Below are 14,179 nucleotides of genomic sequence, written 5' to 3' on the forward strand. Positions count from 1 at the left end.
CCGGTCACGGCGAGCCGCTCGGGGCTCTAGGCTGTGACGCCGTGAGTAAGCGTCGAAAGAGCCAGCGCGCCGCCGCCGACACCACCCCCCGTCGCGACAAGGTGCGGGACGTCTTCGTGCCGCGTCCGTTCGACGGGCTGGTCGACGAGTCCGAGTGGATCGCGCTGCGCGAACTGGTGCCCGCCGCCTCCGCCCCGCTGCGGCTGGCGCCCGCAGTGGTCGAGGAATTCGGCGACCGGACGGTGACGCTCGCCACGGTCCTGCCCATGGCCGCCCCGGCGATCACCAAGCCGGACGGCCGGGTGCTGATCGGTCTCCAGCGCCACCAGCAGTCCGGTGACGTGTCGCGGGATCTGGCAGACGCGTTGCTCAGCGCGCTGCGTGCCGAGCCGGGTGGCCAGGTGGCCGTGCCGCCACTGCCCGGTCCCGGGCCCCGGCTGCAGGACATTCTCGTGGACGGTCCGCTGGACATCACCATGCACGACGGTTTCGACTTCTGGCTCGACCCCGGGGCCGCCGACGATCCGACCGTCCAGGCGTCGCTGGAGCGGGCGAACGCGGCCATCTACCCGACGGTCCGGCTGACCGCGGCGAAGGCCGCGTACTGGTGTCAGGTCCCGGAGAAGGCCCACGTGCGCTGGGTGCTGCCGGACGACGAGGACGCCGCACTGGACGCGCTGGCCCGTCTCGGCGCGGCCGGCACGCTGACGCTCGGGGAGCAGACCAGGTTCGCCGGCATGTTCCGCGCGCACGGTCGACTCGTGCCGGTCTGGGACCTGCCGGAGGAGACCCCGGCGGCCAAGTGGGAGGAGCCGGTGGCGCAGTTCGCCAAGCGGTACGCCGAGGCGCTCACCGTCACCGACCCACTCGACGCCGCCGGTCGCCGGGCCCGTCAAGGGCTGCTCGGCCGCCAGCTCACCCTGCGCTGAGCCGGGGCCGTCGTCCCGCACAGCCGGGCGGCGGGTGCGGTCGTCGCGTGCTCAGCCGGCGACGGGTAGCGGGTCGCGGGTGATCGGGCAGGACATGCAGCGCGGTCCGCCACGACCGGAGCCCAGCTCGGAGCCGGCGATCGGGATCACCTCGATGCCGGCCCGCTCCAGTTGGGCGTTGGTCTCCGTGTTGCGCTCGTAGCCGACGCACAGCCGGGGGGCCAGCGCGAGGGTGTTGTTGCCGTCATCCCACTGCTCGCGTTCCGCGGTGACCGGATCCAGCCCGGTGTCGATGACCCGGAGCAGGTCGAGGTCCATCGCGTCGGCGGCGGCCCGCAGGAACGGCGCCGGCCCGTCCACCCGCGGGTCCTCGCCGTCCCCGCCGGCGATCACCGTGTACGCGGACAGCGTGCTCGCGATGTTGGGGTACATCAGGACGGCGTCCACATCGACCATCGTGCACACAGTGTCCAGGTGCATGGTGGCGCGCTTCTGGGCGATCGGCACCACCAGGATGGTGTGGGCCAGGCCGGCGGCGAAGACCTGCCGACTGAGGCGTTCCGCGCCGGCCGGGGTCGTCCGCTCGCCCACCCCGACCGCCAGCACACCGGGCGCGAGCAGCAACACGTCCCCGCCCTCCAGGTGCTCGAGGCTGGGACGGTAGACGAATTCGGTGCCGGCGAACCGGGGGTGGTGGCGGTAGATGGCGTCGGTCAGGGTGGTTTCACGGCGGCGGGCCGGCATGGCCAGGCTGGTGACACCGACCCGGTCGCCGATCCACAGCGACGAGTCTCGGGTGAAGAGCAGGTTGGGCAACGGGTCGATGACGAAGTCGTGTCGGTCCATCAGCGTGTAGACCAGCCCTCCCGGTCGCTCGGAGCTGATCCGCAACTCCTCGTGGGCCAGCCCCGCGGTGAGCACGTCGGCCAGCGTGGCCGGGTCCAGGTAGGAGAGGTGGTCGGCGACGCGGGCGCGCAGCGTGTCGCCGAGCCGCCGGGAGCGCAGCACCTGCTCGGTGAGTTCGGCCCGGGCGTCCGCGACGGCCAGCGTCTCGGCCAGCAGGGTGGCCAGGTAGAGCACCTCGACGCCGCGCTCGCGCAGGGCGGCGGCGAACGCGTCGTGCTCCTCCTGGGCGCGCCCCACCCAGGGAATCGCGTCGAACAGGAGCGAGTCGTTGTTGCGCGGGGTGAGCCGGGCCAGTTCGGGGCCGGGCCGGTGCAGCAGTACCGTGCCGAGCCGCCCGACTTCACTGTCGACGTAGTGGGTCACTCCCGCAGCGTAGGGCAGGGTTTAGCGGCATCCGAGAAAAGAACTGTGGATGAATATGGCATTCATCCACAGTCACTCCGGCGTTCCGGCTTGCCGAACACCGGTAGTGGCAACGTAGGGTAGTGAGGACATAACTTCGAGGGACCTTTTGCCGGAGGTCGCGATGACTGTCTTTCCCGCACGACGAGCCGTACCGTCCGCTCGGGCACTGCCGCCCGTCGCGGTGCCACACCCCCGCGTCGAGGCGCCGGGGGTTCTCGAACCGGTCCGTCCGACACCGCTCGAATGGGCCCGCCGCCGTCGGGCCGAGCGGGGTGCACGCCGCCTGGAGGCGGCCGGGGCACGGGCGTTGGGTCAACTCGACCACCTCGGGCCCGCCTGGCACGTGATCGAGTGGCCGCGCACCGACGTGACAGACGTCCTCGACCGCGGTCAGGACGAGCGAGCCGGGTTCCTCGCCATCGGGCCGAGTGGCCTCTTCGCCGTGACCATCGCCGACCACGGCCGAGCCAGGGTGCTCGTCGCCGGAGACGTGGTGCAGATCAACGGCAAGCGGCCCCCGTACGTGGCCGAGTCCCGCCGGGACGCGAAGCGGGCCAGCAAGGCGCTCTCCGAGGCGGTGGGGCTGCCCGTTCCGGTGACGCCGGTGCTGACCTTCGTCGGCTCGGGCGTGATCAGCGTCTACGGCCTTCCGAAGGACTGTCTGATGGCCACCCACCGGGAACTGGACCGGCTGCTCGTGGCCGGCGGCAGCCGGATCAGCCCCGCGACCGCCGAGAAGCTTTCCCGGGTCGCGCAGCACCCGGGCACCTGGCTGAACGGCACGTACCGTCCAACCGCCGACTACCGGTGGTACGACGAGGGCCGAACGGCCGCTGACAAGCCGGCCCACCGCCGGTAACGTCACCGGCGACGCCACGCGGCTCCGGTCCCCCCGTTCACCTCACCGGTCTCCGCGCCGTCACCGGTCGCCTCGGTTCACCCTGTGCGCCCCGGTGACCCGGTGCGCTCGGTGATTCCGTCGGCGACCCGCTAGCGTGGACAGTCGATCGGTGCACATAGGAGGCGCGGTGGCCCACGTCGAACTTTCGCTCTCGGAAGCGTTCGTGCCGGCGGCGCGGGCCTCGACAGAGCCGGAGTCCGACAACGTCGGCCAATGGTCGTCGACAGTCTCCCGGGCCGACGAGCCGTGCCTGCTGATCGACGCCGACACTCGGGTGGTGGCGATCTCCACGGCCGGTTGCGAGCTGCTCTGTCTCGGTGAGCCGGCCGGGCTGATCGGGCGACCGTTGCTCGATGGCGGGCTGCGCCTGCTCGACTTCACCGCCAACCGGGGCGAGCTGACCGAAGCCGAGATCGACAAGATTCCGCCCCTGCTGGCGCTCTCCTCCGGCCGACTCGCTCGTGGGCTACTCAGGGTGCAGGCCGCCTCGGCGAACAGCTCCGACGCGACAGTCGACGCGATCTCCACCCCCGTGCTCACCGACGGCACCGTCGCCGGCTCACTCACTTTCTTCTCCGAGGTCTGACCTGCGGCGCGGTGTGTCCTTCGCCGCACGCGGCGTTGCCGGGGTGGGTCATCACGAAGGCCGTAGGGTGCCCTCATGCTCGATATCGCTCTGCTGCCGGGGGAATACGCTGTGTGTCGGCTGGCCGCCGGCACCACCCTGCCGTACGCGCTGTCGAGCGGGCTGCGCGGCGCAGACGTGGTGACGGTGAGCTGGACCTCCGACGGGATCTCCGTGATCTGCCCGACCGACCGGGCGCCGGCACAGGCCGTGGTGGAGACGACCTGGCGCTGCCTACGGGTCACCGCCCCGGTGGCGCTGGCCGGCACCGGCAGCCTGGCCGCGCTGGTCGACCCGCTCGCCGAGGCACGGGTCAGCGCCGTCACGTTCTCCACGTTCGACACCGACTATCTGCTGGTGCCGACCGTCCGGCTGACCGAGGGCACGGCCGCGCTCCAGCGCGCCGGGCACCGCGTCACCGGCTGACCTTCACCCGACCGGCCGCTCACCCTACGATGGGCTCGGCCACCCCGGCCGCGACGAATTCTCCGATGTCCCGAGGATCGGCCCGTGCCGTTCACCCCACCCCCGCCCGCGTCCCCCTCACCGCGGTCGACGATCCACCCCCCACCGGCGACTCCTGGCCGGGCAGCCGACCGCGTTCCGGCGCGGAGCCTCGTCCGAGTCCTGCCGATGGTGCTCGCCGTCGCGGCGCTGGCCGGCTGTGGCGCCCCACCCGGGCTGGGGGAGCCGACCAGCGTGCCCACCCACACCGCGGCCCCGACACCGTCCGGTCCGAGCACCCCACCGGCCACCCCGCCGACCACCGCGCCGTCTCTCGGTACGGTCACACCCACCCCGGACGCCGGGTTGGTCGCGACGGCCTGCCGCAACGGGCCGACCGGCCAGCGGGTGCTGCAACTGTTGCGCGGCCGGGCCGGAGTGCTGCCGGCGAACGTCCGGGTCCAGGTCCGCACCGGGCCGCTCTGCGCCGGCGACTGGCAGTTCACAGTGCTGACGGTGACCGGGCACGAGGAACTCCAGGTGGTCACCCGGGGTGAGCCCGGTTCCCCGGTGCTGGTCACCGCCGGAACGGACGTCTGCACCATCGAGGTACGCGCCACCAGCCCGGCCGGGATTCGCGCCCTCGCCTGCGACGCCGGCCCGGCCAACGGACCGGGTGCGTAGGCTGATCGGCATGCCGGGAACACCGCCGACACGTTTCGTCTTCCTCGGGCCAGAGGGCACCTTCGCCGAGCAGGCCCTGCGCTCCATACCCGCCGCCGAGCGCGGCACCCGTACGCCCGCCCGCAGCGTCGGAGAGGCGCTGGACAGCGTCCGCGCCGGCGACGCCGACGCCGCGCTGGTGCCACTGGAGAACTCGATCGGCGGCGCGGTGGGCGTCACGCTGGACGAGATGGCCGAGGGCGAGCCGCTGGTGATCACCCGGGAGGTGATCCTGTCGGTGGAGTTCGTGCTCGCCGCACGGCCCGACACCCCGCTGCCCTCGATCCGCACCGTGGCGGCCCATCCACAGGCGTCCACCCAATGCCGGGGCTGGTTGCGCGACCACCTGCCCGACGCCGTGGTGGTCGACGTGCTCTCCAACGGCGCGGCCGCCGCCGGTGCCGGCAGGGGCGAGTACGACGCGGCGATCTGCGCACCGATCGGAGCCACGCGGCACCGACTCACCACACTCGCCGACAAGATCGCCGACCACCCCGACGCGGTGACCCGGTTCGCGCTGGTGTCCCGCCCCGGGCCGCCACCGCCGCCGACCGGTGACGACCTCACCTCGCTCGCGGTCTACATCGCCCACGACCGGGTCGGCGCGCTGCTGTCCGTGCTGATGGAGTTGGCCGTCCGCGGGGTCAACCTGACCCGGATCGAATCCCGGCCGACCGGCGAGGCGTTGGGCCGCTACGTCTTCTTCCTGGACTGCACCGGCCACGTGGCCGACGTACGCCTGGGCGAGGCGTTGCAGGGGCTCCGCAGGGTCTGTGCCGACGTCCGCTTCCTGGGCTCCTACCCCCGGCACCGGTGGGCCGAGGCGGGCGAACGCCCGGTGCCCGCGCCAGCGGGCCTCTCCGACGTCGACTACGCCGACGCGGCGGCCTGGCTGACCCGCCTGCGTACCGGTGAGTTGACCTGACCGGCGCGGAGCGCCCCCAAGAGAACGGGAGTGCCCGCGCCGCCGCAATCAGCTCGACAGATCAGGTGCGCCCCACGCCACTCCCGGTCAGCTCAGCAGACCGCCGAGCAGACCGCCCTCCTGCTGCTGCTGGCCACTGCCCAGGACCGGCGGCTCCTCGGACGGCTGCACCACCACGAAGCCCTGACCGGCGAAGCTCATGGTGAACGACTCACCGGTGCGGCGGCCGAGCAGAGTGCCGAGGCCGAGCTGCTCGGCCCGGTGGTAGCCGGTCTGGAGGTTGGCCGACCAGCAGACCGCGGCCTGGGGGTCGACGTACGTCGGGGCGTCCACGTTCAGCACGACCGGGGTGCCCTTGGTGGTGATGGCGATCCGCCCGTAGCCGCTGAACACACAGTTGAAGAGGCCGGACGAGGACGCCATCCCGGCGCCGCCGACCATCCTGATGTCGTACTGGAGGGTGGAGTCGAAGGCGAGCACGCTGCTGCCGTTGATGGAGAGGGCGTCGCCCGGCTCCAGGTCGATGATGTGCACGTCCTTGGCCAGCTCGGCGAGGAAGACGTCACCCTGGCCGGTGACCTTCATCAGCGGGACGCCCTCGCCGGTGAGCTTCTGCTTGAGGAACTTGCCGAGGCCACCTGAACCCAACGCCTGGAACTGCACATTCCCCTGGTAGGCGACCATCGACCCGACCCGGGCCATCGCCTCGCCGTTGAGCTCGATCTTCAACATCTTGGAGTTCTGCAACCGCATGCCGGGCTGCGCGGACTCCTTCTCCAGATTCTCCGCGGAGAACAGCTCGCTGCGCATGAAAGGGCCTCCTGAATAGGGTCGCGTTCGCTGCACCGACGGTAGGCGACCTCGGCAAGCACCGGCCATCGGACGGACGGCGCGGCGCGGGCGGGTCGAGCGGCGCGGGCTCAGCCCCAGCCCAGCGCGTGCAGGCGCGCGTCGTCGATGCCGAAGTGGTGGGCGATCTCGTGCACCACTGTCACCGCCACCTCGTCGATGACGTCCTCGTCGTTGTCGCAGATCCGAAGGATCGGACGGCGGTAGATGAAGATCCGGTCGGGCAGCACGCCGGCATAGTCCCAACCGCGCTCGGTGAGCGCATACCCCTCGTAGAGGCCGAGCAGGTCGACCTCGCCCGGTGGCGGGTCGTCCTCGACCAGGATCACCACGTTGTTCATCAGGCCGAGTAGTTCTTCGGGCACCTCGTCGAGGGCTTCGCCGACCAACTCCTCGAAGCGCTCACGGCTCATCTCCACCGGCACCTCGCCCATTGTGCCCGACGCGGGGACACGCGGCCCGGTCCTGCTGGACGACAGTGGCCGTCATCCGCACATGCACGGAAGAAGCGACCACCCGGGACCGGGCGGAGGCTCCTTCCGTGGACGTACGGTGTGGTCCGGCTAGCTCAGGCAGCCAGACTGGCGTTGAGGGTGATCTCGGCACCCGGCGAGAGCAGGCGGGAGATCGGGCAGTTGGCCTTGGCGGCCTCGGCGAGCTTCTGGAACTCCGCGTCGTCGATCCCCGGGACCTGGCCGACCGTCTCAAGGTCGATCCGGGTCACGGTCATGCCGGCGTCGGTCTTGTCCAGGTGCACCTTGGCGGTGGTCTCGACCGACGTGGCCGTCGAGCCCGCGTCGGCAAGCGCCTTGGAGAACGCCATCGAGAAGCAGCCGGCGTGCGCGGCGGCGATCAGCTCCTCGGGGTTGGTGCCCTCACCCTCCTCGAAGCGCGACTTGAAGGAGTAGTTGCCGGACAGGCCGCCCTTACCGGTGCGGACGGTGCCCGCGCCCTCGGTGAGATTGCCCTGCCATTGTGCTGAAGCGGTACGGATAGGCATGGGGCAAACGCTAGCGGAAAGGCGACCGCCGAGCGACAGAGCGGCGCGCTCGCCAGCCCTGCGATCCCGGTCACCACCAGCTTGCTGTGCCATGATGCGACACAGGTCCGTGACCGGCGGAAGGGTGGCCGATGTCCGAGGAGCTTCCAATCCCGCGGCAGGGCGACCGATCCGAGGCCCCGGCGGTGATCGAGTGGGGTGCCGACGAGCGGGCCCCGCGACGCCGCTTCGCCTTGTCCCTGGCCGATCTCGCGCAGGATCCTCGGCTGCCCCTGCTGCTCGCCGGTCTGGGCGCAGTGGCCGCTGTCGCCTCGCTCGTCGGTGAGTGGCTGGTGATGAGCCTGCCGAACGGCGGGCCCGAGGGGAACGCGACGTTCGAGGTGCCCGCCGGGGTGTCCGAGGTCGGTGGCTTCGGGGTCGGTTACCTGGTCGGGCTTCTCGCCCTCGTCTGCGCCGTGGCGCTGACGTTGCGCGGCACGGCGGCCGTGCGGCCGAACGCCCGGCTGGCCGGCCTCACCCTGGCCGGTGCCCTGCTGGTGCTGCTGGTGGCCGCCACGGCCGGCCTCGACAACCCCGGTCAGCGAAACTTCTTCTACTCGCTCGAGGACGGCTTTCACATCGAGTACGGCCGTGGGCTGGTGATGGCCTTCGTCGCCTGTGTGCTGTTCGCGGCCGCCCTGCGGCTGACCCCCGCGACGCCTTCCGGCGTGTTCGCCGGGCCACCAGACGATGACCGGCCCGGCGACGCGCCAGCACCACGGCCCTGGCGCCGGCGCCGGAACCCCGACCCGATCGAGGATGGCCTCCCCGCTCCAGCCGACCTCACGGTCACCCCCGCCGCCCCCTTCGCCCGCCCCGACCCCCAGCCCTGACTTCCACCCCACCCTCGCCACCCCTCGCGTCGCCGATCTTGCAGTTGCTGTCCGGACAAAGGGTGCGTAACACGCGAATCAGCAACCGAGAGTGCAAGATCGCGCGGGGAGTGGGATAGCGCGGGGCGGTCATCTGGCGGGTGCCCGGGGTTGGCGTCCGATTCGCCTGGAAGCCATGGATGCGACCGGTTCCGCGAGGTACGGTTGCTGCCCGCCGTCACGCCGGGCCCCGGTTTCCTTGGCCACGGCAGGTGCGACGGCGGCGGGCGAAGGAGGAACGATGACCCGCCCGGGACTGCCCAAGTTGATCGCGACCGACCTCGACGGGACGCTGGTCCGCAGCGATGACACCGTCTCCGCGTACACCCATGGGGTGCTCGACCGGGTGCGCGCCGCCGGAATTCCGGTGGTCGGCGCAACCGGACGCGGCCCTCGGCTGACCGAGTTGACCCGCAACGACATCCGCGCCGCCGACTTCCTGGTGATGGCCGGCGGCGGACGGGTGGTCGACCAGAGCGACCCGAGCGGCCCGGTGGTGCTCCGCGACGAGCGGCTGCCCGCCGAGGTGCTGGCCCGGCTCCTCGCCGACCTGGAGGCGGAGGTCGGCCCACTGACCGTGATGGTCGAGGCGTCCGACGAGCACGACGCCCCGCTGTGGGGCGACTATCACGAGAGCTGGCCCTACCAGGACCGCTTCGAGGCACGCACTCGCGACGAGTGCCTCGCCTGCGACGTGATCAAGGCTTTCGCCCGGACCGCTGACCACCACGTGGACGAACTGTTGGCGGTGGCCCGCCGGATCGTCTCGCCGCAGGTCGCGACGCTCACCCAGGCCGGTCTCGGCTTCATCGAGATCTGCCCGCCCGGCGTGGACAAGGCGACCGGGCTGACCGTGGTGGCGCAGACCCTCGGGGTCGACCCGGCCGATGTGCTGGTCTTCGGTGACATGCCCAACGACCTGCCAATGTTCGAGTGGGCCGGTTGGTCGCGGGTGGCCGTGGCCAACGCACACCCCGCGCTGCGTGCCGCCGCCGACGAGGTGACCTTGCGCAACGACGACGACGGGGTGGCGGTGTATCTGGACCGGCTACTGTCCCGGTAATGGGAGACACACCCCGCCTCATTGCCACCGACATCGACGGCACGCTGATCCGCGACGACCACACCGTCAGCCCACGCACCGCTGACCTGCTCGCGCGGATCTCCGCGCGAGGCACGCCGGTCGTCCTGGTCACCGGCCGTCCGGTCCGCTGGCTCAAGATGGTGTACGACCAGCTCGCCCGACCGCTGCCGGCGGTCTGCGCCAACGGCGCCGTGGTCTACGACCCGTTCTCCGACGAGGTGGTGCGGGCTGACCCGCTCGCCCCGCACCACCTGGCCGAGGTCGCCCGGAGGCTACGGGCCGAGGTGCCCGGCATCAGCTTCGCCGTGGAGATCCTGGACAGCCGGGAGATGCGGCACGAGGCGCACTACCCGCTGCGCTGGGACGCCGACGCCAACGGCATCCGGCCGATCGAGACGCCGGAGGAGTTGCTCTCGGTCCCGGCGGTGAAGCTCCTCGCCCGAGCCGGCGAGCAGGACCCGGATGCCTTCGCCGAGCTGATCGCCACGGCGGTGGCGGGGCTGGCCGAGGCCACGCACTCGTCGTCCTCCGGGCTGGTGGAGATCTCGGCGGCGGGGGTGACCAAGGCGGCGGGGCTGGCCTGGTACTGCGACCAGCTCGGGGTGGCCGCGGCGGACGTGCTGGCCTTCGGCGACATGCCCAACGACGTGCCGATGCTGACCTGGGCCGGGCGTGGTGTGGCGGTGGCCAACGCGCACCGCGCCGTCCTGGCGGTCGCCGACGACGTGACGACGGCGAACACCGAGGACGGCGTGGCGGCGTACCTGGAAAAGATCTTCGGGGTGGACTGAGGTCAGAGGTACTGACCGGTGTTGTGGCCCTCGCCGCCGCCCGGCTGGCCGATGCCCGGCATCCCGGGGACGACCCCGCCGGGGCCGCTGGGCAGTGCCTGCCGGCCGCCGCGCATCTGCTCCAGCTGCACCCGGGCGGCCATCTGCTGGGCCACCAGGGCCGCCTGGATGCCGTGGAACAGGCCCTCCAGCCAGCCGACGAGCTGGGCGTGCGCGATCCGCAGCTCGCCCTCGCTGGGGGCCTTGTCCTCGGCGAAGGGCAGCGAGATGCGCTCCAACTCGTCGCGCAGCTCGGGGGCGAGGCCCTCCTTGAGCTCGACGATCGACCGCTCGTGGATCTCCCGCATCCGGTTGCGGCTGGCGTCGTCGAGAGGTGCGGCCTTCACCTCCTCCAGCAACTGCTTGATCATGCTGCCGATCCGCATCACCTTGGCCGGCTGTTCGACCAGGCGGGTCGGGTCCTCGCCCTGGCCCTCGTCGGTCTGCATCGTGCCGATCGGTCGGCCGTCCGGGCCAACCACCACCACGGTGCCGGAGTGGCCGGAGTCGTCGGGGCCGGGCTCGTCGTTCTGTCCAGCGGAGCGCGCTTCGGTCATGGGGTCCATCTTTACCCAGCGGGCGCGAACCATGCCGGCCGGGACCGACTACCGGGGCCGAACCACCCGGGCGGGGCGCGCTACCGTCGCGCCATGCCTGTCGACCCGCGCGCCGTGTTGACCCGGCCCGCACCGGAGCCCGACCGGACCGTGGCGTACGGGGACCACCCCGATCAGGTGGCCGATCTGCGCCTCCCGGCCGGAACCGGGCCGGCCCGGCCGCTGGTCGTCGTCCTGCACGGCGGCTTCTGGCGGGCCGAGTACGACCGGCGGCACACCGGCCCGCTGGCCGCGGCCCTCGCCGCTGACGGCTACCCGGTGGCGCAGCTGGAATACCGCCGCACCGGGCAGCCCGGAGGCGGCTGGCCGGCCACCCTGACCGACGTACTGACCGGGGTGGCCGAGCTGCCGGGTCTGGCCGCCGAGGCGCTGCCCGGCCGGGTGAGCCCGGCGGCGCCGATCCTGGTCGGGCACTCCGCCGGCGGCCACCTGGCGCTGTACGTGGCGTCCACCGCCCCGGCGACGGTGAGCGGAGTGCTCGCCCTGGCCCCGGTGGCCGATCTGGGCGAGGCGTACCGGCGGGATCTGGACTCGGGCGCGGTCGCCGCGCTGCTCGGCGGCGGACCGGCGGAGGTCCCGGACCGGTACGCGACGGCGGATCCACGGATGTTGGTACCGATACGAACACGGACTGTAGTTGTTCATGGCTCTGACGATCATCAGGTCCCGGTGGAGATGAGCCGGGATTTCGTCGCGGAGGCGCGTGCCACAGGTTCCGATATTTCCCTTGTTGAACTGCCCGGATGCGAGCATTTCGGGCTGATCGACCCGGAGGCCGTCGCCTGGCCTCACGTCCTCGCCGTGTTGCGGTCCCTGCACGATGATCACTAGCCATTGACGCAGCGTCGCGGACCAGGTAGAACGCCGGTGGGGCGGTGTTCGGCCCTGCAACGCTTCCTTGGAAGGAACTCGGTGTCGCAGATGAATCGCAGGCGGGCGCTCCAACTGTTGGCCGCGCTCGGTACCACCGGGTTCGTCGCCGCGTGTGGCTCAGACGGTGACGCCGAGTCGACCGCCGACCGGGGCCCGATCAAGATCGGTTTGATCACGCCGCAGGCCGGTGGTTTCAAGAGCATCGGCGACGACATCACCAACGGCTTCCAGCTCTTCCTCGACCTGCACGACCAGCGGCTCGGCGGCCACCCCGTGGAGCTGCTGACCGCCGACGAGGGCGACACCGCGAAGACGGGCAAGGCTGCCGTCGAGGGCCTGCTCAAGCAGGGCGTGCTGGCACTCACCGGCGTGGTCAACTCGGCGGTGATGGTCGGCATCCGGGACACCGTGGAGCAGGCCCGGGTCCCGCTGATCGGCTCCAACGCCTCACCGAGCAGTCTGCAGAGCGTCTTCTACATCTGGCGGACCTCGTACGTGCTCGACGAGGCCGGTCGGGCGCTGGGCAGGTACCTGCGCGACCAGCTGCCGGCGAACGGCCGCATCGCGATCATCATGCCGGAGAACGTCGGCAGCCCGGACGTGGTCCGCGGCTTCCGGCAGGAGTTCGGCGCGACCGACCCGCGGATCGGCGACCCGGTGACCTACACCAACGCCACCTCCAACCCCGGCAAGACGACGTACGCCTCGGACATCACGAAGGCGCTGGCCAAGAAGCCCACAGCGGTCTTCTGCTTCTTCGCCGGAGCAGCGGCGGTGGAGTTCATCAAGCAGCTGCGTGAGAAGTTCGCCGGGCCGATCTACGCACCCGGCTTCCTCACCGAGGGCGCCGTGCTGGAGAACCTGAAGGACAACGCGCTGGGCATCCAGACCGCGTTGAACTACTCGGCCGACCTGAACAACACGTCGAACCGGGTCTTCGCCTCGGCGTACCGCAAGAAGTACCAGGTCACCCCCACCACATACGCGATGGCGTCGTACGACGCGGCGCAGGTGCTCGACCAGGCCATCCAGCTGACCGGTGGAAAGCCCACGCCGCAGCAGGTCAACCTGGCCCTGGGCAAGATCGGCCAGATCGACAGCCCGCGCGGCATCTGGCAGTTCAACCAGCCGCGTACCCCGCAGCAGAAGTGGTACCTGCGCGAGGTGCAGCGAGACGGTCAGGTCATGTCGAACGTGCTGATCAACGAGCTGGCCACGCTGGGCTGACGCCCACCCGGAGCACGATTCGGGACCGGTCTCCCAGTGGGAGGCCGGCCCCGAGACGTTCGCGGGTCAGTGCCGCAGTTCGGCGATGCAGCACTTCACGCTGCCGCCGCCCTTCTTCAGCTCGGCCAGCTCGACGGGGACCGGGGTGTATCCGGCCGCCTTGAGCTTGCCGGCCAGGCGGGTGGCCTCGCTGTTGAGCACCACGTTCGCGCCGTCGCTGACCAGGTTGAGCCCGAAGGCCATCGCGTCCTCGTCGTCGGCGATCACCGCGTCCGGGAAGAGCTGGGTGAGCACCCGCTGACTGGCTGCCGAGAACGCGCCCGGGAAGTAGACGACGTTCGTGTCGTCGATGGCCGCGAGCGCCACGTCCAGGTGGTAGAAGCGGGGATCGATCAGGCGCAGCGACACCACCGGACGACCCAGCGCCTCCTGCGACTCCGCGTGCGCGGGGATCTCGGTACGGAAGCCGTGCCCGGCCAGGATGAGCCCGCCGTGCGCCTCCGGCACGTACGCGAAGTCGCCCTCACCCTCGTTGGTCTCGCTGGGTGCGATGAACCGCCAACCCTGCGCCTCGTAGAAGGCGTGGTGGGCGGCGGCCTCGGCGGCCCGCTGTTCGTGCTTGAACCGGGCGCCGTAGACGGTGCCGTCCACGACGAAGCCGCCGTTGGCGGCGTAGACCATGTCGGGCAGGCCCTGCTCGGCGGTGAGCAGGTGCACCTCGTGGCCGAGGCCGACAAGCGTCTCGCGCAGCCGGTCCCACTGCTTGACGGCCAGGTCCCGGTCGACCGGGGTGGTCACGTCCATCCACGGGTTGATCGCGTACTCGACCGCGAAGTACTCCGGCGAGCACATGAGATATGTCCGCTTTCGCGGGAAACGCTGCTGGTTCACGGTCACCAAGAGTAGGTACCGTAGAACTTTGAAAACAGC

17 protein-coding genes are annotated in these 14,179 nt (G+C 71.2%); 11 read left to right on the forward strand and 6 right to left on the reverse strand.

Annotated elements, in window-relative coordinates; translation table 11 throughout:
- Positions 1–41: 41 nt before the first annotated feature.
- Positions 42–929 (forward strand): DUF5926 family protein, encoded by an 888-nt coding sequence (locus tag FB453_RS18230; protein WP_145791805.1) that lies wholly within the window; start codon positions 42–44, stop codon positions 927–929.
- Between the two features lie 51 nt (positions 930–980).
- Here FB453_RS18230 and FB453_RS18235 read toward each other — a convergent pair whose 3' ends face one another.
- A complete protein-coding gene (locus FB453_RS18235) occupies positions 981–2,198 on the reverse strand; it encodes an arginine deiminase (RefSeq protein WP_145791807.1) in 1,218 nt (405 codons plus the stop codon).
- A 163-nt stretch (positions 2,199–2,361) separates the two neighbouring features.
- On the opposite strand from FB453_RS18235, the gene FB453_RS18240 reads away from it, so the two are divergent.
- The 5 genes from FB453_RS18240 (at position 2,362) to pheA (ending at position 5,858) form a co-directional block, all read left to right on the forward strand.
- On the forward strand, positions 2,362–3,099 hold the full coding sequence (locus FB453_RS18240) for a hypothetical protein (protein WP_112583868.1): 738 nt from the start codon (positions 2,362–2,364) through the stop codon (positions 3,097–3,099).
- Positions 3,100–3,268: 169 nt separating this feature from the next.
- Positions 3,269–3,727 carry a hypothetical protein gene (locus FB453_RS18245; protein ID WP_112583869.1) on the forward strand — a complete coding sequence of 153 codons (459 nt, stop codon included), beginning with the start codon at positions 3,269–3,271 and terminating at the stop codon, positions 3,725–3,727.
- Positions 3,728–3,802: 75 nt separating this feature from the next.
- Positions 3,803–4,192, forward strand: a complete 390-nt coding sequence (locus tag FB453_RS18250) for an ACT domain-containing protein (protein WP_112724985.1) — start codon at positions 3,803–3,805, stop codon at positions 4,190–4,192.
- A gap of 207 nt (positions 4,193–4,399) precedes the next feature.
- Positions 4,400–4,894, forward strand: a complete 495-nt coding sequence (locus tag FB453_RS18255; protein WP_112736801.1) for a hypothetical protein — start codon at positions 4,400–4,402, stop codon at positions 4,892–4,894.
- 10 nt (positions 4,895–4,904) lie between these two features.
- Entirely contained in the window at positions 4,905–5,858 is a 954-nt protein-coding gene (gene pheA, locus FB453_RS18260) for a prephenate dehydratase (protein WP_145791819.1), read from the forward strand.
- Between the two features lie 87 nt (positions 5,859–5,945).
- On the opposite strand, the gene FB453_RS18265 is transcribed toward pheA, so the two are convergent.
- The 3 genes from FB453_RS18265 to FB453_RS18275 all read right to left on the reverse strand — a co-directional run bounded on the left by FB453_RS18265 (position 5,946) and on the right by FB453_RS18275 (position 7,707).
- Entirely contained in the window at positions 5,946–6,668 is a 723-nt protein-coding gene (locus FB453_RS18265; RefSeq protein WP_112583872.1) for an AIM24 family protein, read from the reverse strand.
- A 110-nt stretch (positions 6,669–6,778) separates the two neighbouring features.
- Positions 6,779–7,126, reverse strand: coding sequence for a metallopeptidase family protein (locus FB453_RS18270; RefSeq protein ID WP_181518411.1), 348 nt, complete (start codon positions 7,124–7,126; stop codon positions 6,779–6,781).
- Positions 7,127–7,275: 149 nt separating this feature from the next.
- Complete coding sequence (locus tag FB453_RS18275; RefSeq protein WP_145791821.1) at positions 7,276–7,707, reverse strand: OsmC family protein; 432 nt, start codon at positions 7,705–7,707, stop codon at positions 7,276–7,278.
- A 131-nt stretch (positions 7,708–7,838) separates the two neighbouring features.
- Between FB453_RS18275 and FB453_RS18280 the strand changes: the two genes are divergently transcribed.
- The 3 genes from FB453_RS18280 (at position 7,839) to FB453_RS18290 (ending at position 10,493) form a co-directional block, all read left to right on the forward strand.
- A complete protein-coding gene (locus tag FB453_RS18280) occupies positions 7,839–8,579 on the forward strand; it encodes a hypothetical protein (protein WP_145791823.1) in 741 nt (246 codons plus the stop codon).
- A 280-nt stretch (positions 8,580–8,859) separates the two neighbouring features.
- The gene (locus FB453_RS18285) at positions 8,860–9,681 is read left to right on the forward strand and encodes an HAD family hydrolase (protein WP_112583875.1); all 822 of its coding nucleotides are present in this window, start codon (positions 8,860–8,862) and stop codon (positions 9,679–9,681) included.
- Positions 9,681–10,493, forward strand: coding sequence for an HAD family hydrolase (locus FB453_RS18290; protein WP_091396753.1), 813 nt, complete (start codon positions 9,681–9,683; stop codon positions 10,491–10,493). Before FB453_RS18285 ends, FB453_RS18290 begins: the two co-directional genes overlap by 1 nt.
- A gap of 2 nt (positions 10,494–10,495) precedes the next feature.
- Here FB453_RS18290 and FB453_RS18295 read toward each other — a convergent pair whose 3' ends face one another.
- Entirely contained in the window at positions 10,496–11,098 is a 603-nt protein-coding gene (locus FB453_RS18295; protein WP_091396749.1) for a bacterial proteasome activator family protein, read from the reverse strand.
- An 84-nt stretch (positions 11,099–11,182) separates the two neighbouring features.
- Between FB453_RS18295 and FB453_RS18300 the strand changes: the two genes are divergently transcribed.
- Together FB453_RS18300 and FB453_RS18305 are read left to right on the forward strand one after the other, a co-directional pair.
- Complete coding sequence (locus tag FB453_RS18300) at positions 11,183–11,980, forward strand: alpha/beta fold hydrolase (RefSeq protein WP_145791825.1); 798 nt, start codon at positions 11,183–11,185, stop codon at positions 11,978–11,980.
- An 81-nt stretch (positions 11,981–12,061) separates the two neighbouring features.
- The gene (locus tag FB453_RS18305) at positions 12,062–13,249 is read left to right on the forward strand and encodes an ABC transporter substrate-binding protein (protein WP_112583879.1); all 1,188 of its coding nucleotides are present in this window, start codon (positions 12,062–12,064) and stop codon (positions 13,247–13,249) included.
- Positions 13,250–13,315: 66 nt separating this feature from the next.
- Here the strand turns inward: FB453_RS18305 and ddaH are convergent, their stop codons facing one another.
- Positions 13,316–14,149, reverse strand: a complete 834-nt coding sequence (gene ddaH / locus FB453_RS18310; protein WP_486480329.1) for a dimethylargininase — start codon at positions 14,147–14,149, stop codon at positions 13,316–13,318.
- Positions 14,150–14,179: the final 30 nt, after the last annotated feature.

The sequence above is a fragment of the Micromonospora sp. CNZ322 genome, assembly GCF_007827755.1.